The 18,344-nt window shown below is 63.1% G+C and carries 13 protein-coding genes and 1 pseudogene; 5 read left to right on the top strand and 9 right to left on the bottom strand.

The window, feature by feature from the left end:
• The first annotated feature begins 52 nt into the window (after positions 1 to 52).
• Positions 53 to 253, top strand: a complete 201-nt coding sequence (locus HWW87_RS28360; protein WP_175823076.1) for a hypothetical protein — start codon at positions 53 to 55, stop codon at positions 251 to 253.
• Here the strand turns inward: HWW87_RS28360 and HWW87_RS28355 are convergent.
• Positions 250 to 2,640: a hypothetical protein gene (locus tag HWW87_RS28355; protein ID WP_175823075.1), complete on the bottom strand. Its 2,391-nt coding sequence runs from the start codon at positions 2,638 to 2,640 to the stop codon at positions 250 to 252. The two genes, HWW87_RS28360 and HWW87_RS28355, sit on opposite strands and share 4 nt — an antisense overlap.
• A 712-nt stretch (positions 2,641 to 3,352) precedes the next feature.
• Between HWW87_RS28355 and HWW87_RS28350 the strand changes: the two genes are divergently transcribed.
• The gene (locus HWW87_RS28350) at positions 3,353 to 5,554 is read left to right on the top strand and encodes a glycoside hydrolase family 3 C-terminal domain-containing protein (protein ID WP_175823074.1); all 2,202 of its coding nucleotides are present in this window, start codon (positions 3,353 to 3,355) and stop codon (positions 5,552 to 5,554) included.
• A 74-nt stretch (positions 5,555 to 5,628) separates the two neighbouring features.
• On the opposite strand, the gene HWW87_RS37465 is transcribed toward HWW87_RS28350, so the two are convergent.
• Together HWW87_RS37465 and HWW87_RS28345 are read right to left on the bottom strand one after the other, a co-directional pair.
• Positions 5,629 to 5,751 (bottom strand): hypothetical protein, encoded by a 123-nt coding sequence (locus HWW87_RS37465; RefSeq protein ID WP_279608053.1) that lies wholly within the window; start codon positions 5,749 to 5,751, stop codon positions 5,629 to 5,631.
• Positions 5,751 to 6,329, bottom strand: a complete 579-nt coding sequence (locus HWW87_RS28345) for a DUF4865 family protein (RefSeq protein WP_175823073.1) — start codon at positions 6,327 to 6,329, stop codon at positions 5,751 to 5,753. The genes HWW87_RS37465 and HWW87_RS28345 overlap by 1 nt, the downstream gene beginning before the upstream one ends.
• A gap of 130 nt (positions 6,330 to 6,459) precedes the next feature.
• Here HWW87_RS28345 and HWW87_RS28340 point away from each other — a divergent pair, with 130 nt between their 5' ends.
• On the top strand, positions 6,460 to 7,317 hold the full coding sequence (locus tag HWW87_RS28340; protein ID WP_175823072.1) for a LysR family transcriptional regulator: 858 nt from the start codon (positions 6,460 to 6,462) through the stop codon (positions 7,315 to 7,317).
• Positions 7,318 to 7,519: 202 nt separating this feature from the next.
• On the opposite strand, the gene HWW87_RS28335 is transcribed toward HWW87_RS28340, so the two are convergent.
• From HWW87_RS28335 to HWW87_RS28315, 5 genes are all read right to left on the bottom strand, one after another.
• Positions 7,520 to 8,680: a succinylglutamate desuccinylase/aspartoacylase family protein gene (locus tag HWW87_RS28335; RefSeq protein WP_175823071.1), complete on the bottom strand. Its 1,161-nt coding sequence runs from the start codon at positions 8,678 to 8,680 to the stop codon at positions 7,520 to 7,522.
• 59 nt (positions 8,681 to 8,739) lie between these two features.
• Positions 8,740 to 10,947 carry a cyanophycinase gene (locus HWW87_RS28330; RefSeq protein ID WP_175823070.1) on the bottom strand — a complete coding sequence of 736 codons (2,208 nt, stop codon included), beginning with the start codon at positions 10,945 to 10,947 and terminating at the stop codon, positions 8,740 to 8,742.
• 14 nt (positions 10,948 to 10,961) lie between these two features.
• On the bottom strand, positions 10,962 to 13,718 hold the full coding sequence (cphA, locus tag HWW87_RS28325; RefSeq protein ID WP_175823069.1) for a cyanophycin synthetase: 2,757 nt from the start codon (positions 13,716 to 13,718) through the stop codon (positions 10,962 to 10,964).
• A gap of 150 nt (positions 13,719 to 13,868) precedes the next feature.
• On the bottom strand, positions 13,869 to 14,750 hold the full coding sequence (locus HWW87_RS28320; protein WP_175823068.1) for a universal stress protein: 882 nt from the start codon (positions 14,748 to 14,750) through the stop codon (positions 13,869 to 13,871).
• On the bottom strand, positions 14,747 to 16,342 hold the full coding sequence (locus tag HWW87_RS28315; RefSeq protein WP_208449969.1) for an amino acid permease: 1,596 nt from the start codon (positions 16,340 to 16,342) through the stop codon (positions 14,747 to 14,749). The genes HWW87_RS28320 and HWW87_RS28315 overlap by 4 nt, the downstream gene beginning before the upstream one ends.
• A gap of 156 nt (positions 16,343 to 16,498) precedes the next feature.
• Between HWW87_RS28315 and HWW87_RS28310 the strand changes: the two genes are divergently transcribed.
• Positions 16,499 to 16,660: a hypothetical protein gene (locus HWW87_RS28310; RefSeq protein ID WP_175823067.1), complete on the top strand. Its 162-nt coding sequence runs from the start codon at positions 16,499 to 16,501 to the stop codon at positions 16,658 to 16,660.
• A gap of 108 nt (positions 16,661 to 16,768) precedes the next feature.
• A complete protein-coding gene (locus HWW87_RS28305; protein WP_175823066.1) occupies positions 16,769 to 17,974 on the top strand; it encodes an amino acid aminotransferase in 1,206 nt (401 codons plus the stop codon).
• A gap of 119 nt (positions 17,975 to 18,093) precedes the next feature.
• Here HWW87_RS28305 and HWW87_RS28300 read toward each other — a convergent pair.
• A pseudogene (locus HWW87_RS28300) lies at positions 18,094 to 18,344 on the bottom strand (3-hydroxybutyrate dehydrogenase); the annotation flags it as partial.

The raw sequence follows: 18,344 nt of genomic DNA, 5'->3' as shown, positions 1-18,344 counted from the left end.
GCTGCCCGGCTATACCCCACGAGGTGGCCGGCATCCGACGATGTTCCATTCGATGCGCGCGCAACGAACCGTACCGCACGGCCACACGCATCTGACCACCCGCCCGTCCAAACGCACGCACACGTACTTCGATCTGAACATGGTCGATTCGGCGACCGGCTCCGGCAGCACGTCGCAGGCCAGCACGACGTTCCCGGCCACGATCGCGGCCGCCAGTTGGGATCGGCAAGCGATCACGACCGGATATTGCTAACCGCCACACCACTTGTTCAGCGTCGCGTCGAACGTAAAGGTCAGGACCTGTCCGCTCGCCATGACGACATTTCCCCCGGTCGTCGTCTGGATGTTCGCGTTGTTCGCGATCGTGCAGTTGCCGTTGGTTGCAACGATCTTGACCGTCTGGCCGTCGATCCCGCCGACCAGGTTGGTCAGCGTCGTGGGTGACGCATAGTTCGCCGTCAGTTTGCTGATACTAGTTACACTCGGCGTCGAACTTGTGCCGACGAAGCCATTCGACCAAAGCGCCATCGCATTGCCGGCGCTGTCGGCGGTCGGTGCGCCGTAGCTGTAACGAACCAGTCCCGTCGCATTCTCGATGTGAAATTGCCACGGCCACATTTGCAGCAGGCGCCCGCTGGCCCATGCGCCATTGACGGCGCGTCCGTAGCGATCCTCAGGAATATATTTGTAGCGCCCGGCAACGCCATTGCCTTGCGACGCATCGACACAGATCTTCGAAAAGTATTCGCCGGCAGGAATGTACGCCGTACTGGATGAAGACGGCATAAATGTATAGGTATCGGTTCCCGCCGTGACGCTTCCCGAACGCGTGATCGTGCCCGTGATGCCGAAAATGGTCGCCAACGTCGTGTCTCCGGTCCCGTTGACTGCATTCACCGGCATGAAGATCGACAGGTTCGGCGTCGTACCGAACGACCAGCCCGGGATCGCGACGGCGCCCGTCCCCGCCAGCACCAGGGACGAGGTGACCTGCTGAAACACGCTGTCGGTCTCGCAATCGATTCTCAGGTTGTATGGGCTCTCGGTGGAAATGAATACCGCCTCGGCACATCCGAAATAATTCCTGAACCTGATCGTGTTGTAGCCGATGTTCCCGATCGTCACCCCCTTCACCGTCTTCGGCAATGCGAAGATAAATTCATTGTCCGTGGGATAAACATTGAAATTCGGGTTCGGCAGAATCTCCGCCGCGTAGTCATTACGTGCGCTCAACGGGAAGTTGATGTCGAAAAGGCAGTTGGTGACCTGTCCGATGACACTGAACATCCGCCCGCCGCTCAGTCCCATCGTCGTCATCCGGTCGTGCAGCACGATGTTGCGCGCCTGGATTCCGTACAGCGGGAAGCCGGCATTCGACGTGCGCCGATCTTGCACCGCGAGCGCCGTGCCGTAACTGAAGATGATGTCGATATTGTTCAGGTTGAACAGGTTCGACGAGTCGGAAGCAGGGGCAGCCGGGCTGTCGTCAAGGTAGATCCCGAAACTGGGCGTGTTCGTCGACAGGTCGCCACAGTGCCTGATCTTCATCGTGTTCAGATTGACTTCGCGCACGTTGGCGCGTGCTTGCGTCGATCCGCTTCCGGTGTCCATCCACAGTACGCCGCCGCCGCGGAAATACAGGCAGTTCACGTGAGCGACATCCAGCCAGTCCACGTTGCCTTGCAACACCAGGCCATGTTGCAGCGATGCACATGCGCGATTGCCCTGAAGGGTAAAGTCGCGCAGGACGCACCCGGCGAGAACGGCCATGTTCGACGTCCATGACACGTTGCCGGTCTGCGGCAGATCCGTCGCTTCGTTGTTGAAGCCCGCGTTCAATACCGTCAGGCATTGCCCGCTGACCCCGGCGCCGAACTGAATGATGGACGTGCGCGCCGAATGCCCGAACACGGCGATCGGCTTCGTGATCGGCGGAAGCGCGAGGCTTGAATAGTAGACGCCGGCAGGCAGGTCGCCTTTGACCGGCCAGATGGTCATCAGGTAGTTCAACCAGGCTGTCAGGGCCGGGCCGTCGTCACTGCCGTAGACCACGTTCGCCCCTGTCGCCGAAGCATTGGCCGCTTTCGCGAGCGTGATCTGCGTTGCGCTGACGAACGCCGCAATCGTGGTGGAAACGACCAGCGTCGCCACGCCACTGGCGTTCGTCGTCGCAATGTCGATACGCTTGCCGACGTCCGCTGCGGTGAATGTCGCCGACGCCGACGAAAAGGAGGTCGAGCCCGATGTCGTGACGCCGTCGTTGAGGATCCTGGTGTTTCCCTTCGCACCAAAATACTTGGCGCTGACCGGCAAATTGGCAGGAAGCGCTGCCGGTAAATCCATCCATATCTGTGTGGTACCTGCAGCAAGATTGACGACCGCGCCGCCATTGCTCGAGGCCAGCACGGTGGTGCGCGACAGCGTGTTCCCGCTGGCGTTGTATGTGCCGATTCCGATCTCCCAGCTCCCGCTTGGAGCACCGGTACCCGTGACGGCTTGCAGCCCGTAATAGAAAGTATCGGCATTGGCGCACACGGATGAAAATGCGCGGAACCCCGTCATTGCACCGGCAAGGGACAGTGCGCCCGTACCGGTAGAAGTGGTCGTTTCCTGAACCCGATCCTGAAGCTGGAATGCCATGTCGATCCTGGAGATGTGATTGACTGACCTCGCGAAAATCAACTCCTTTTCGCACCGTCAGATTCGATGCCCGGTCTATTGATTATCGAAAAGAGATGAGCGAGCTCGATCGAGCGTACGCATCCGCGCAAGATTAGAAGCAGACTCCCCGGCAAACAGTACGTGAAATGACCAAAGCGATTGATCGCTACCGGCCATCGCCGTATGAAAAGGACGTTTCTAACATCCGGCCCGCGCCGTATTCGATGACATGTCAAAGCCCGGCAGTCGGCCCGAATCGATGTGCACGCAACGAAGCGGACTGCCTGTCTCGGCGCATTGCCCGCGCAAAAGCAGTAGCACTCAGGTACTTCTTACCCAACTACACACCCACGATCGGGAACGATGACCGCCTTTCCACCCCGCCGCGCGCCCCTACGAAATAAAGATCACACGTATCGGTAGAAACACCGATGCTGTAGTCGAACTACATTCATACCATTAGTCGCTGCTGAGAGTCGCTACATCCGATTCGCCAGCGTCGGACGGCCCGTGCGTCGCCGCCCGCGTTGACCGGTCGAGCCCAACCGGCAGTAACGATTCCCCGCCTGGCCCGGCATGCCGACGCGCAACCACCCCGCATGCCAGCCGAATGCGTCCGGTGCGAATCCACCGGGCGTGCGCAGCTCCAGACATCATCCGAACAACGAGCAATACGATCATGGAGAGCAACATGCGGGACACCCTCTGGCCGGCCGTCGTGCTGGCAGCGACCCTCTGCACCACCGCCTACGCCGGCGACGCCGATTTCAATGCGCAGGGCGACGCCACCGACGCATTCGCATCGACCGCCGCGCAACGGCGCGCCGACCTGCTCGTGCGCAAGATGACGCTCGACGAGAAACTTCAATTCATTCATTCGCAATACGAAATGTCCAAGGTGCCGGGTGGCGGTGCCGGCTACATCCAGGGCGTGCCGCGGCTCGGCATTCCCGATCTGAACATGGTCGATTCGGCGACCGGCTCCGGCAGCACGTCGCAGGCCAGCACGACGTTTCCGGCCACGATCGCGGTCGCCGCGAGCTGGGATCGGCGGCTGTCGTACGACTACGGCAAGCAGGTCGCGATCCAGTTGCGCGCGCAAGGATTCGGCATGGGCCTCGCCGGCGGCACCAACCTCGCGCGCGAGCCGCGCGGCGGCCGCCTGTTCGAGTATCTCGGCGAGGATCCGCTGCTCGCCGGCGACCTGCTGGCCGAACGCACGCTCGCCACGCAGCGGCAGAAGGTCATCGCCACGATCAAGCACTACGCGGGCAATGAGCAGGAGCACGGCCGGATGGGCGGCAATACGCAGATCGACGAACGCACGCTGCGCGAGCTGTACCTGCTGCCGTTCGAGATCGCCGCGAAGCGCGGCCGGCCCGGCAGCGTGATGTGCAGCTACAACCGCCTGAACGGCACCTATGCGTGCGAGAACCCTCACCTGCTGAACGACGTGCTGAAGAACGAATGGGGCTTCCAGGGCCAGGTGCAGTCCGACTGGGGGGCCACGCACAGCACCGCCGCCGCGATCAACGCCGGGCTCGACGAGGAAGAAGACGTCGGGCCGAGCGTGTACCTGACGCCGGCGGCCGTCAAGCAGGCGATCGCGAACGGCTCGGTGTCGACCGCGCGCCTCGACGACATGGTGCGCCGCAAGCTCGCCGTGATGATCCGCGTCGGCGTGATGGACGATCCGGCCAAGGGCGGCGGCACGATCGATTTCGCGGCCGGGAACCGGTTCGCGCAGGCGGCCTCGGAGCAGTCGATCGTACTGCTGAAGAACGACGGCAACCAGTTGCCGCTGGTCGCGTCGGCGCTGTCGCGTATCGCCGTGATCGGCGGGCATGCGGATGCGGCCGTGCTGTCCGGCGGCGGCTCGGGCAACACGCGCGATCCCGTATCGGGTTCGTTCGCAGGCTGCGGCGGCCTGACGTTCGGGTCGTCGACCGGGTGCAGCTGGTGGCCCAATCCGTGGCTCAAGGTCGACGTGCCGATCGTCGCGGCGATCCGCGCGCTGGCGCCGGCCGCGCAGGTCACGTATGCAGGCAACAGCGACCAGCAGTCGCCGTTCCGCGCGTACACGCAGCAGGAAATCGACCAGGCCGCGACGCTCGCGGGCCGCTCGGATGTCGCGATCGTCGTGGTCGCGCAGCCGGCCGGCGAGGATTTCGGCGACCTGCAGAGCCTGAGCCTCGCGAACCCGTCGAACCAGGATGCGCTCGTCGAAGCCGTCGCACGTGCGAATCCGCATACGATCGTCGTCGTCCAGAGCGGCAATCCGGTGCTGATGCCGTGGAAGGACAACGTGTCGGCCATCGTCGAGGCGTGGTATCCGGGCGAAGCCGGCGGCAAGGCGATCGCGAACGTGCTGTTCGGTGCGGTCAATCCGTCCGGCAAGCTGCCCGTAACTTTCCCGGCGCGCGATCAGGACTCGCCGACGTGGGGGCAAAACGGCACGTTCGACACCGACCCGGTGTACGCGGAAAAGCTGAGCATGGGCTACCGCTGGTATGACGCGCGCAACATCAAGCCGATGTTCGAGTTCGGCCACGGCCTGTCGTATACGCACTTCGCGTATTCGGGTCTGTCGGTGTCGAAGCAATGGGACGGCTCGCTGAGCGTCGCGTTCACCGTGCGCAACGACGGGCGGGTTGCCGGCGCGGAAACACCGCAGGTCTATCTCGGCGTGCCGTACAAGGACGAGCCGCCGAAGCGACTGGTCGGCTGGGACAAGATCCGGCTGAATCCGGGCGAGGCGCGGCGAGTGCGCGTGACCGTGTCGCCGCGGATGCAGAGCGTCTGGGATACGTCGCGCAACGGCTGGCGGGTCGTCTCGGGCGGGACCGTGTATGTCGGCGCGTCGTCGCGCGATATCCGCTTGCAGGGCCACTGAGCGAGCGACGATGAAGCGACCGGGGGCGCCGTGCATCGCGTGTGCGGCTCCTCCGCTTGGGCGACGGAAGCGTGTTACCTGAACAGCAGCGCCAGCACCGTCGCAAGCGCCGCAATCGCGGCGATGCCCACCACCACACCCGCCAGATGCGCGGCAATCACCACGCCGGCCGGCAATCGCGACGCGACGCCGGCCATCACGCGCCGCCCGCTTCCAGCGTGTCGAGCAACGGCCTCGCCAGATGCAGGACCTGGTACACCGTGCCCGCGCCGCCGTCGTCCGGTTCATGTTCCGTCACGAGCGCACGCGTCAGCCGCCAGCGCAGCGGATCGAGACTGACGGCCGCCGCGACCACGCCCTGCCGAGCCGCCGCGTCGCGATTGCGTGCGATCTCCCGCGCCAGTGCCGCATCGAGATCGGCGTCCGGCGGAATCTCGATCGTTTCCAGACGCGCGAAACGTCCCGTCGACGCACTGCCCTTGCGCGCGTCGAGCGCAACCTGCGTGTCGATCGGCGCGCGGCCGAAGCTGTCCGTCACGACCCGATAGCGGCCGTCCGTCACGAACCGCGCGAACGCCTGTTCGTTGCGCCACAGGTAAAACGACGCATAGCCGTTTTCCGTCGCGCCGTGACGACCGGCCTCGCGCAGCAGGAATCCCTTGAACAGCAGGTCCGGCGTGTCGTCCCAGAGCCGGCCGCGCTCACGCACGCGATTGCGGATGATGTCGAGGTCGTAGTCCGCCGGCAGGCGGTGCACGTAGTACGCGGTCAGCATGATCGACTCCTGGCGAAAGAAACGGGCGGCATTCCGGACGGCATGAAGGCAGCGTAGAAGACCTTGAATCATTTGAAAAGACGATGGCAGAATATTTCAATGATTCGATTCTGAAATGAACGAGGGTGCGATGAAAACGCTCGACATCGAAGCCGTGCAGGCATTCGTGCTGACCGCCGATCTCAAGAGCTTCACGCGTGCCGCGGAAGCGCTGGACACGACGCAGTCCGCGGTGAGCCTGAAGATCAAGCGGCTGGAAGACGGGCTCGGCCGCCGCCTGCTGGAACGCACGCCGCGGCAAGTTCGCCTGTCGGCCGACGGCACCGCGTTCCTGGAGCCGGCGCGCGAACTGGTGGCCGCCCACCATGGCGCAATCAGTGCGTTCGGCACGAGCCAGCGACGGCTGGTGATCGGCGTCAGCCACCATGTCGTCGGCGCCGATCTCCCGATGCTGTTGCGGCGGATGAGCGAAGCGGAGCCGGCGCTCGTGCTGGAGATCCGCGTCGCCGCGTCGCGCGACGTGCTCGATGCGTTCGATCGCGGCCAGCTCGATGCGGCCGTCGCACTGCAGCACGACAGCCGGCGGCTCGACGGCGAAACCATCCTGTCGGAGTCGTTCGGCTGGATGGCGGCGGCCGATTTCGAGCACCATCCGCCGCAACCGCTGCGGCTCGCCACGCAGGCCGAACCATGCAGCGTGCGCCGCATGGCGGTCGACGCGCTGGACGAAGCCGGCGTCGCGTGGACGGAAGTGTTTGTCGGCGGCGGCGTGGCGACGATCGGCGCGGCGGTGTCCGCGGGGCTGGCCGTCGCGGCGCTCGGGCATCGCGTGGCGCCGGCCGGCACGGTCGACGTGGGGATGCGGTACGGGCTGCCGCCGCTGCCGACGCGCGACGTGGTGCTCTACTCGAGCCTGACCGATGCGCACGCCCGACAGGCGCTGCGCACGCTGGGCGCGGCGCTACGGTCGTCGGTCGGCGTGCGTTGATGCCGCGCGCGGCATCGATGAATTGATTTGAACCACTCGCAGGGAAGCAACATGCGTGCGCCGGACGAACTGATAAACGAACATGACGCCGCGCTTCCGTCGTCGATCGACTGGGCGCCGGCAGCGAGTCATCCTGGCGAGATATTGCCGCCGTCGGACACGTCGGTTTATGCGACTCGGAGAGCCGACCCTCCGACTGGGATTAGTCGCTCAGCAACTGCCCCTCGCGTCGATTCTCGAGCGGCGTCTTTCCGGCAATCTTTCCGATGATCTTCCCGGGCCACGCATAGGTCTGATTGTGACGCGCGAACAGCAGCCCGTCGGTCATCGCCTCGATATCCACGCTCTCGCCGAGCGGATCCACGATGGTCGCGACGACGTCGCCGGCCTTGACCGTATCACCCAGCCGCAAACGATAGACAACCAGACCCGAAACGGGCGATTTGACCTGCTCCATCGCGGTCAAGCTGGTTGCGTCGCATCGAAGGCGTGGCAACTCACCGTCCGTCGGACCGTCGACGACACCGCGCCGTTCGAGAACACGGTAAAGCGCTGCCGCATCGTTCCGCGCATTGTGCGGATCGACGTCGTCGTTACTTCCCAGCTCCAACGTCGCGGCTACGCATGCAGGGGGAACAGGCAGGTCGGGATAGCGCCGGGCCAACGCCCACCACGGGCCGCTGCACGCTTCGTCGAACGGACTGCCGCCCGATACATCGGCAAGCAGGACGGCACGCGCGTCGATCTCGGCTGCCAGGTCGAGCACATCCGGCCAGAGCGTCTTGCCCACGTAGAGGTGCTTCAGCGCTTCGTTGTCCGCATGAAGATCAAGCACCAGATCTGCGTCGAAGGCTTGCAGCATCAACGTCCGGCGCAGCGCGTCGACCGTGCCGGACGGTGACCATTCAAACAGCGCCTCCTCCATCGCTGCACGTATGGTCGCCACGTTGGCCGACGAATCGGCACCCAGCCTGCCTTCGAGCCGGGCACCGATCTCACGGGCAAGATCCGGATACTCCCGGTTGAAATTGCTGCCGGTTTGAGCGTCGTAGCGGCCCAGCAGGAAACCGTCTCCATACTGTTCGAGGCCGATCGGGTTGGCCTGCGGCACGACGACGATTTCGCCCCTGATCCGGCCACGTGCTGCTGCGTCGTCGAGCAATTCGCGCAAACACCGCAGTACCAACATGCCCGGAAACTCGTCGGCGTGAAGACCCGCCTGTATATAGACCTTCGGCCGTGCGCCGACGGCGCCATAACGGAATGTCGACACCGCGTATGCTTTGGCGGAATCCGTCGCCGGCAGCGAGACGTCGACGCGATATGCCGGATTGGGTGCGCCCTCGGGGCGGTCTTCTTGCATGATGATCTCTCCGTCTGGTTGTACTGGACCAACCTCACAGGTTGGCACGACGCATTGAATCAATGGGGCCGGCCGACGTCGTCGCGAATGCTCTCGATATCGAGAATCCCGGCCCCGCCTTCCATGGCCAGGTAGCGAAGCGAAATCGGGCTATCCGTTCCCGGGTCGTGGCTCGCCTCCGGATCGAACGACGTGCATTCGTCCAGTATCCCGTTCACCAGCCGTTTCAGCGCTGCGTCGGCGGTTTCCGAAGGTTCGTTGCGCGAGATCTGCCCGCTGTTGAGATCGATGAGATCCCCCGGCAATGCGAACGACAGCATCGTGCCCGGCGCGATGAAATCGTCGCCCTGAGATTCGACGTGCACCTGGTCGATCTCGACCAGCACGACACCATTCGCGCCGACGACGGTCAGCATCGAATTGTCGTGATTGGCAATGACTCCGCTGTCCTCGCAGAGTCCAATGCCGTATCGGACGCCCTCTTCCGCGCATGCGACGATGAGACGGCCGAGGCGTCGCGCGGAGGACAAATTCTGGTCGACGATCGCACCGCCGAAAATTCCCAGCCCCTCCTGGATCACGAGGCCACGGCGGCCCAGATCGGACGCGACCCCGAAGCGAAGCGCTTCATAGGTGGTTCCGCCGGCGATCATGAAGCCGGATAGCGCGGATGCCGAGCCGCTGACCGCAACGATCGTCGCCCCGGCCGCATACGCCCGCACGATCGCAAGCAGCACCGGTGTCACCTCGCCGCGGTGCAACAGCGCCTCCACCAGGCGAATCTGATTGCCCCCGGACATCACGATCGTCTTCAGCGATGCGATCTTCTCGACGATCTCGGAATCGGCACCGATTCGATCGATATTGTCGATCGTCACGTCGAACTCGATCGCTTCGATCCCGTGGCGTGCAAACGCCTGCCGATACGCACGCCCTTCGTCACGCGGCTCAGCCGATGCCGAAGCGATGATCCCGACCGGCTTCTTGCAGTCGAGCACAACGTCGTCGAACAGCGGCGAATCGGCCCGAAGCGGCGATGACCCCAACAACATCAGCCGCGCGCCGGGCCCCGGCTTGATGCCGTAATCGCGCGCGAGCGCCGACTTTCGACTGGCCGCCAGTTGGGCCGCGTTGAGCGTACGACTCGACAACGCCGCACGAAAATTGATCGCAGTCATCCGCTGCATCCTGTCACGCTCGGCAATCAACGCACGGGAAATTCGCTTGACGCGCTGGAATTCGACGGTGGTCGCCGTTCCGGCTCTCGGGTCGACCGCGCGTGCGCGATCGGCCACATAGCTTTCGGGGTCGCCCAGCACCAGACGCGCCATCAGGTCATACAACGTATAGGCTCCAAATACGTTGCGCAGCGAACGAGCCGGTACCCGATAGCCTATGTCGCGGGACGTTACCGGCCGCTTGTCGGCATGGGGAATGGCTTCCGCGCGACTCAGGTCGAATGCGTCGCCATCGTCCAGATACGTGACGGTGATGTTTTCGACGGCACGGCGCTCGCGATCGATCCGGACGTCGGCAAAGTCAAGCACGAACGCCCCATATTCGCCGACGACGTAAGCAAGGGTGCCGTCCACGAACAGCGCGGTGTTTTCGTCGACGCCGAAGCCGAGCGGTGTTCCGCTTTCGGCCATCGCGACGACCAGGCGGCCGAACCGCCCGCGCTTGATGAAATGCTGATCGACGATCCCCCAGCGGAAGAAGCCGAGGCCGCGGCCGAGCAGCATCCCGCGCTGCTCGGGATCCGCGACGACACCGAAGGTCGCGGCCTCCAGCGACGTACCGCCCTCGATCATCGTCTCCGACATCATCGCCGCGCCGGCACTCGATCCGGCGACGAGGCCACCGTTGGCGTGAACCTCGCGGATCGTGCGCAAAAGCGGTGTCTCGTCCCCGTCCGGCGCCAATACCTGCGTGATAAACGCCTGATTGCCGCCGGTAAAGTAGACGCTACCGTATTCGCGGACCATCTCGAGCACGACCTCGTCGTGCGCAGCCACGGCAGCCTGCTCGCCATACACGCCGGCCAGTGTCGCATCGAAACCGTGCGCCCGGAACACCGCGACCGTCTCCGGTCCGACTGTCTCCGGCTCCGACGAGGCGGTCGGGAAAACGACGATGCGTCCGCCCGACAGACGATGCATCTCGTCGTAGATCGCCGCGTTGTCGTCCTCCAGACGGCCGCCGATGACGGCGAGCCTCGGTGCGCCAGGTTCCCGGCCGCCGGTCGGGCTGCTGTTCACAATTGTCATAACCTTCGATCCATTCAGGCCGCAGGAGAAATCAATACGCCGCGCTCGTCCGCGATCAGCCTGTACCCGTCGGGAATATCGAAGCCGGCCTCCTGATCGGTGACCGAAGGCGCAGTGTCGTCCGCCAATTCGAATTGCGGCTCGAACTGGACGATCTGCTTCCACGACCGGGTGATGTTTTCGCAGAAGAACAGCAACAGATCGTCGCGGCGAGCCCGGGAAAGCGCCTGATCCAGCGCATCCTCCTCCCGCTCGATGATCTCGATCGCATCCTCCGACACCCCCTGAGCGATGAGCGCCGATCGCATCAACCGCGGCATTTCGTCGGGAGCGCGTCCGCGCAGCGTGTCGTCGCGGTGACAGATATAGGTATCGAAATGGCCGGCCACCTTCTCTGCAATCGCGACGACGTCTTCGTCACGTCGATCGCCCGGACACGTTACGCAAACGATACGGCGACCGCGCGGATTGATTCGGTCGACAAGTTCCGACATCGCGGCGACGGCGGCCTCGTTATGGCCGTAATCGAGGATCACCCGGAATCCGTGCTCGTCATAGAAATTCATGCGGCCGGGCGACTGGAAGAACGTCGTGCCGAACGTGCGCAAGCCGTTCCGGATCTGGTCGAGCGACTTGCCCAGCGAATACGCGATACCCGCCGCGAACATCGCGTTCTCGACGTTGTGAAGCGCCTTTCCTTCGAGTGTTGCCGGAATCAGGTGCGTCCACATCAGAGGAATCTGCATGCCGTTGTCGTAGATGACGATCTGGTCGCCGTTCATGCCCTGCTCGAGCACGACCGCCCGCTTGCCGAGCCGGATGTGTTCGCGCACGAGCGTATGATCCGGATTACGCGTGACGTACATGATCCGCTTGGCCGGGGAATACGCCGCCATCTTCAGCGTATGCTCGTTGTCCGCATTCAGCACGACCGTGTCGCTGCTCACCTCGGCGATCACGCGCTTCACCTCCGCCAGTTCGTCCAGCGTATCGACGCCGCCCAGTCCGAGATGGTCCGACGTAACATTGAGCACCGCGCCGACGTCGCAGAACATGTAGCCAAGCCCGGAGCGGACGATGCCCCCGCGCGCCGTCTCGAGTACCGCGATATCCACCGACGGATCGCGCAATACCATCTTCGCCGAAACCGGTCCGGTCATGTCTCCCTTCACCGTGACATTGCCGTCGATGTACACCGCGTCGGTCGACGTTTGCCCGACGACGTGACCGGCCATCTTCAGAATGTGCGTCAGCATGCGCGAGCAGGTCGTCTTGCCGTTGGTGCCCGTGATCGCCGCAATCGGAACGCGGCTCTGGCTGCCCTGTGGAAACAGCATGTCGATGATCTCGCCGCCGACATCCCGCGATTTTCCTTCCGACGGTGCAATGTGCATGCGCAGGCCCGGACCTGCGTTGATTTCGCAAATCGCCCCGCCTGTTTCGCGGTAACTCCGAGTGATGTCCGATGTAAGAAAATCCACGGCCCCGATGTCGAGGCCGATTGCACGAATCGCGCGCTCCGCCATCAGCCTGTTATCCGGATGAATGACGTCCGTGACATCCACCGCAGTGCCGCCCGTCGAGATATTTGCCGTCTTGCGCAGATAGACCGTTTCACCTGCAGACGGAACGCTTTGGGCCGTGTAGCCGCATGCCTCGAGCAAACGCGTTGCCTGTTCGTCGAGTTCAAGCTTGGTCAGCACATTTTCGTGCCCGACGCCGCGACGAGGATCCTGATTGACGATGTCGACCAACGCCTCGACCGAATGCACGCCGTCGCCAACGACGTGCCCCGGCACGCGCCGCGCGGCCGCCGCAAGCTTGCCGTTCACGACGAGCAGGCGATGGTCGTCGCCCGTGATCATGCTTTCGACGACGACGGCGCTCCCCTCCTTGTCCGCATGTTCGAAGGCCATCTCGGCGCCGGCGTCGTCCGTGACGTTTACCGTCACGCCGCGACCATGATTGCCGTCGAGCGGCTTGATCACGACCGGATAACCGATGCGCTGGGCGGCAGACACAGCCTCGTCGACGTTGTAGACCAGCCGCTGCTTGGGCACCGGCAACCCGAGATCGGCAAGCAGTCGGTTGCACATGTTCTTGTCGGACGCGATCTCCACTGCAATATGCGACGTCATGCTGGTCAACGCGGCCTCGATACGCTTCTGGTATTTCCCCTGCCCCACCTGGATCAGGCTTGCATCGTTGAGCCGGTACCACGGAATGCCTCGCGCCTCGGCGGAGCGAACCAGTTCGAGCGCAGACGGACCGAGCGAACGCTTGCCCGCGAAGCGGATGAAACGCAAGATGTCGCGCTGGAGGTCGGGATGCTCGCCGCTGTCCGCGCGCGCGATGGCAACCAGCATGTCGCATGCGATTTCGGCCGCTTCGAGCCCGATCTCTTCGGAGCCGTAGCTGTACAGCACCTCGACCTCGCTCGAACGAGCCGACGGCCACGACATCGCAAGTTCCCCGCCTTCGCCGACCAGCCGTTGCAGATACAACGCGACACGCGCAAGGAGCACGCCAACCTCGACCTCCGGGACGCCGCGTGTCGGCACGGCCTGCATGCGTATCACGGGTTCGGCACGACCAGGCGCATAACTGTCGGCCAACCCGGGCAGGCTGGCCGACAGGGCATCGACAACAGCCGGTCCGAGGCGATGCAGTCTGGCCACGTCGTCCGAATGCATCTCCACCGTCGAGCGGATGAGAGGTTCTTTGGCATAAATGTTCGGTCCGACATAGACGGACGTGGAAACGATATTCATAAACACCTCTCTTCTTGAAAAACGCGATCACCGTGTCGTTATCGCTGCACCGACACTCGCGTGGACAGCGGGGAGCAAGCACCTCGATCGGTACGTCGACCCGGTTCGCCCGCCCCCCGGATTCGGCACCGGGCAAGCTTCGCCTGTCCGCTATTCGTCCATCCGCGGCAAAACGAGTCGCGGAACCGGGGCATGGCGGATGATCTTTCCGGAGTTCGAACCGATGAACACTCGCATCAGCGGTCCCAGATGGCTGGAGCCAACGATGATCAGTTCCTCTTCACACCAATCGAGCGATTCGAGCGCCGTTCTCCAGGTCGGACCATCGCCGAGTGCGCTCGTCAATTCGACATTGCCTTTCCACGTCGAGCGAATCGAGTCGTGGAGGGCCTGTGCCTGACTGCGAAATTCGTTCGCCACCATGTTTTCTGCGTCGTAACCCACACCAGTCGGATACATCTGGTTGTCGCGCACAATGAACGTCGCGATCCGCAATCCGACACCGCCGACATCGGCTACCGCGCCGGCCCGCTCCGCCAGCGACGCGGAATATCGGGTTCCCGACAGCGCACACGTCACACGCTTGACGACACGATCCGGCGCAGCGGAATAACCGCGCGGCGCGAGCGCTATCGGCACGCCAGCGTTATGCAGGACATTGCTTGTCACGCGTCCCTCGATGAACGTGCCGGCCGTTGCCGATCTGGCCGATCCGAGCACGATGCAGTCGGCGCAGACGTCATTGGCTGTATTCATCAATCCCTCGGCGGCTGACGCCGCCGACCGCGCGACGAAATCCGCTTCGATATCGCCCGGCGCGATAGCCCGCGCTGTGGCGAGCGCCTTCTCCGCATGCTGAGCGAGAAAATTCGCGTATTCGATGTCCACGCGCGCAACAGACGGGTAATCCCACGCCGCCGGCACGACCGTGCATACGACGAGACTACCGCCTGTCGAGCGTGCGAGAACCGCGGCAAGGTTGAGCGCTTCGTGTCCGCCTTGATCCGGCGAAAAACCGACCAGATATTTCATCGCGTGGTGTCCCTGGCTGAGATCAGTTCGTCCATATCCTCGAGCGCCGAATTCCGGGACGAGTACGTGAGGTAAAACACCGCGGCCAGTACGACCCACACAGCCGTCAACTTGAACACGATCGCTGACAGGCTGAAGATGAGGTACACGCAGGCGACGATACTCAGCAAGGGCAGGACCGGAAACAACGGCACCTTGAACCCGCGCGGCGCATTCGGCTTCGTATAGCGCAGCACGATCACGCCAGCGGAAACGACCGTGAAGGCGAGCAGCGTGCCCATGCTGGTCAGATCCCACAGAATGTCCGCTGGCAGAAAGCCCGCGATGACCGCCACGATGCAAGACACGATGACCGTGTTGGCCGTTGGCGTGGCTGTGCGCGAGTTGACGCGATGAAGAATCGGCGGCAGCATGCCGTCTCGCGACATCGCGAACAGGATGCGTGTTTGTCCGTACAGCACGATAAGCGTGACGGAGAAAACCGAGACTACCGCTCCGGCCGACAGGACAACTGCTGGCCAACGCGATCCCGTTACCTTCTGCAGAATCATCGCGAGACCGGCCTCCTGCCCGTTGAATGCCGCTTGCGATTGCGCGCCGAGCGCGGCAAGGGTAACGAAGATGTACACGGCGGTGACGATGCACAACGCGCTGATGATTGCGATCGGCAAATTCCGTTTCGGATTCTCGACCTCTTCGCCAGCGGTAGATACTGCATCCAGTCCAACGAAGGTGAAGAAGATCGAACCCGCCGCTGCACTGATGCCCGCGATACCATGCGGTGCGAAGGGCACCAGATTGCCCGCATCGAATGACGTCGCCGCCAGCGCGACAAACAAGGCGAGTACCCCGAGTTTGATCACGACCATGATCGCATTGGTACGGGCTGACTCCTTCGATCCGCGCATCAGCAACAAACAGCACAGGAAGACGAGACACGCAGCAGGAAGATTGACGAGCCCCTTTCCACCGAGGTGAAGTGAATACCCTTGAGCGACGAGTGGCGCCGACAGCATCCATCCAGGCAGTTCAAAGCCAGTGACGTTCAAGATAAGGTTGTGCAGGTATTCGCTCCAGCCGACCGCAACAGCCCCGGCCGATATACCGTATTCCAGCACCAAGCACGCGCCGACCAGAAACGCCACGCCTTCGCCCAGCGTTGCATATGCGTAGGAGTAAGACGACCCCGACACCGGAATCATCGAACTCATTTCCGCATAGCAGAGGGCGGTCAGACCGGCCGCGAATCCCGCCACCAGAAACGCGATCAGAACCGCAGGGCCCGCGACCGGCACCTGCTCGCTCAGCACGAAGAAAATGCCTGTACCGATCGTGGCGCCGACCCCGAACATGGTCAATTGGAACAAGGTGATCGATCGTCCCAATCCGTTCTGGTGACTCACGGCACTCGTATCGACGATGAGCGCGTCGATAGGCTTCTTGCGCATTAATCGGTGCGCGAGAGACGGCAAAGTCTTCATGAGAATTTCTCGATAATTGGATATTGATCGAACCTTCTTTTTAATAAATATACACATCATGTCGATAGAAAATCCCATCGAAATAAATATCAAAACCCACCATTTCTGCATTGAACGGTCCATCGAAGTGCAGAATCTTCTGCGACCGATGCGCACGTTCAGACGACATATATTCCCGTCACCCAAGTGAAACCGGTCAGCGTGGTGCAGTGTCCGATCGGCTGGAGAAGCACTGGGCGGATCGCGACTGAATCCGTGAAGATTTGTATGAAGACTGAAATCACGACGGCGGATCGATTCGCCTATTTCGATCCGCATCCTGGCTTGGCAGGATCTTTCATATTGGGTAACGTGGCGGCTCTATTTCTAATTAATTTCGTGCTACCTTTATCGCTGCACGGATTTTTAATTGGAAGTCGTCCGACCTGACGTGCGTTGCTATTGAATGAAGTCTCGTCTATCCAGCAGCCCTTGCCTCGATCGCTCTCTGTGCACGCCGCCACGCCATTCCTCTAACTTGATATTTGATATCTCATCGTGAACACGCCACTCTTCTCCGCTGTCCAGCTTGCTCCCCGCGACCCGATCCTGGGCCTGAACGAAGCCTTCAACGCCGATGCGCGTCCGACCAAGGTCAACCTCGGCGTCGGCGTGTACACGAACGAAGACGGCAAGATTCCGCTGCTGCGCGCGGTGCGCGACGCGGAGAAGGCGCGTGTCGAGGCCGGCCTGCCGCGCGGTTACCTGCCGATCGACGGGATCGCCGCCTACGATGCGGCCGTGCAGAAGCTGCTGCTCGGCAACGACTCGCCGCTGATCGCGGCGGGCCGCGTGGTCACGGCCCAGGCACTGGGCGGCACGGGCGCGTTGAAGATCGGCGCCGATTTCCTGCGCACCCTGAATCCGAACGTGAAGGTCGCGATCAGCGATCCAAGCTGGGAAAACCACCGCGCGCTGTTCGAAGCGGCCGGCTTCGAGGTCGTCGCGTACCCGTATTACGACGCCGCCACCAACGGCGTGAACTTCGAAGGCATGCTGTCGGCGCTGAACGGCTACGCGGCTGGCACGGTCGTCGTGCTGCACGCGTGCTGCCACAACCCGACCGGCGTGGACCTGACCGAAGCGCAGTGGCAACAGGTCGTCGACGTCGTGAAGGCGCGCAACCTCGTACCGTTCCTCGACATGGCCTACCAGGGCTTCGGCGAGAACATCGAAGCCGATGCCGCTGCCGTGCGCCTGTTTGCCGCGGCCGACCTGAACGCGTTCGTGTCGTCGTCGTTCTCGAAGTCGTTCTCGCTGTACGGCGAGCGCGTCGGCGCGCTGTCGATCATCACGTCGAGCAAGGAAGAGGCCACGCGCGTGCTGTCGCAACTGAAGCGCGTGATCCGCACGAACTACTCGAACCCGCCGACCCACGGCGGCGCGGTGGTCGCAGCGGTGCTCGCGTCGCCGGAACTGCACGCTTCGTGGGTGCAGGAACTCGGCGAAATGCGCGACCGCATCCGCGCGATGCGCAACGGTCTCGTCGAGCGCCTGAAGGCAAGCGGCGTCGATCGCGATTTCAGCTTCATCAACGCCCAGCGCGGGATGTTCTCGTATTCGGGCCTGACCTCGGCACAAGTCGATCGCCTGCGCGACGAGTTCGGCATCTATGCGGTCGGCACGGGCCGGATCTGCGTCGCCGCGCTGAACACGCGCAACCTGGACGCGGTCGCCAATGCGGTCGCAGCGGTCCTGAAGTAAAGCCGCACCGGGCGGCAGCCGTCACCGGCCCCGCCCTGCCGACATGAAAAACGCGCTCCACGGAGCGCGTTTTTTTGTGCCGTCCAGCGCGGCGGGCGGCGACACCGCCCGCACCCGCATTACTGCATGAACCAGCCGTGGCTGACGACCACCGACTGGCCGGTGAGCGCGGCGCTCGGGAACGCCGACAGGAACAGCACCGTCTGCGCGACGTCCTGCACCGTCGTGAACACGCCGTCCACCGTATTGCCGAGCATCACCTTCTTGATCACTTCTTCTTCGCTGATGCCGAGCTCCTTCGCCTGCTCCGGAATCTGCTTGTCGACCAGCGGCGTGCGCACGAAGCCCGGACACACGACGTGCGAGCGCA

Origin of the sequence: Burkholderia sp. BCC0419 (assembly GCF_902830285.1) — a bacterium.
In the GTDB taxonomy this organism is placed as follows: Bacteria; Pseudomonadota; Gammaproteobacteria; order Burkholderiales; family Burkholderiaceae; genus Burkholderia.
This window is presented reverse-complemented; position numbering and strand designations above follow the sequence as displayed.

What these genes read in the sequence shown, in the direction of transcription:
- HWW87_RS28360 (WP_175823076.1), top strand. Translation starts at nt 53, where the DNA reads ATGCGCGCGCAACGAACCGTACCGCACGGCCACACGCATCTGACCACC.
- HWW87_RS28355 (WP_175823075.1), bottom strand. Translation starts at nt 2,640, where the DNA reads ATGGCATTCCAGCTTCAGGATCGGGTTCAGGAAACGACCACTTCTACC.
- HWW87_RS28350 (WP_175823074.1), top strand. Translation starts at nt 3,353, where the DNA reads ATGCGGGACACCCTCTGGCCGGCCGTCGTGCTGGCAGCGACCCTCTGC.
- HWW87_RS37465 (WP_279608053.1), bottom strand. Translation starts at nt 5,751, where the DNA reads ATGGCCGGCGTCGCGTCGCGATTGCCGGCCGGCGTGGTGATTGCCGCG.
- HWW87_RS28345 (WP_175823073.1), bottom strand. Translation starts at nt 6,329, where the DNA reads ATGCTGACCGCGTACTACGTGCACCGCCTGCCGGCGGACTACGACCTC.
- HWW87_RS28340 (WP_175823072.1), top strand. Translation starts at nt 6,460, where the DNA reads ATGAAAACGCTCGACATCGAAGCCGTGCAGGCATTCGTGCTGACCGCC.
- HWW87_RS28335 (WP_175823071.1), bottom strand. Translation starts at nt 8,680, where the DNA reads ATGCAAGAAGACCGCCCCGAGGGCGCACCCAATCCGGCATATCGCGTC.
- HWW87_RS28330 (WP_175823070.1), bottom strand. Translation starts at nt 10,947, where the DNA reads ATGACAATTGTGAACAGCAGCCCGACCGGCGGCCGGGAACCTGGCGCA.
- cphA (WP_175823069.1), bottom strand. Translation starts at nt 13,718, where the DNA reads ATGAATATCGTTTCCACGTCCGTCTATGTCGGACCGAACATTTATGCC.
- HWW87_RS28320 (WP_175823068.1), bottom strand. Translation starts at nt 14,750, where the DNA reads ATGAAATATCTGGTCGGTTTTTCGCCGGATCAAGGCGGACACGAAGCG.
- HWW87_RS28315 (WP_208449969.1), bottom strand. Translation starts at nt 16,342, where the DNA reads ATGCAGAAATGGTGGGTTTTGATATTTATTTCGATGGGATTTTCTATC.
- HWW87_RS28310 (WP_175823067.1), top strand. Translation starts at nt 16,499, where the DNA reads ATGAAGACTGAAATCACGACGGCGGATCGATTCGCCTATTTCGATCCG.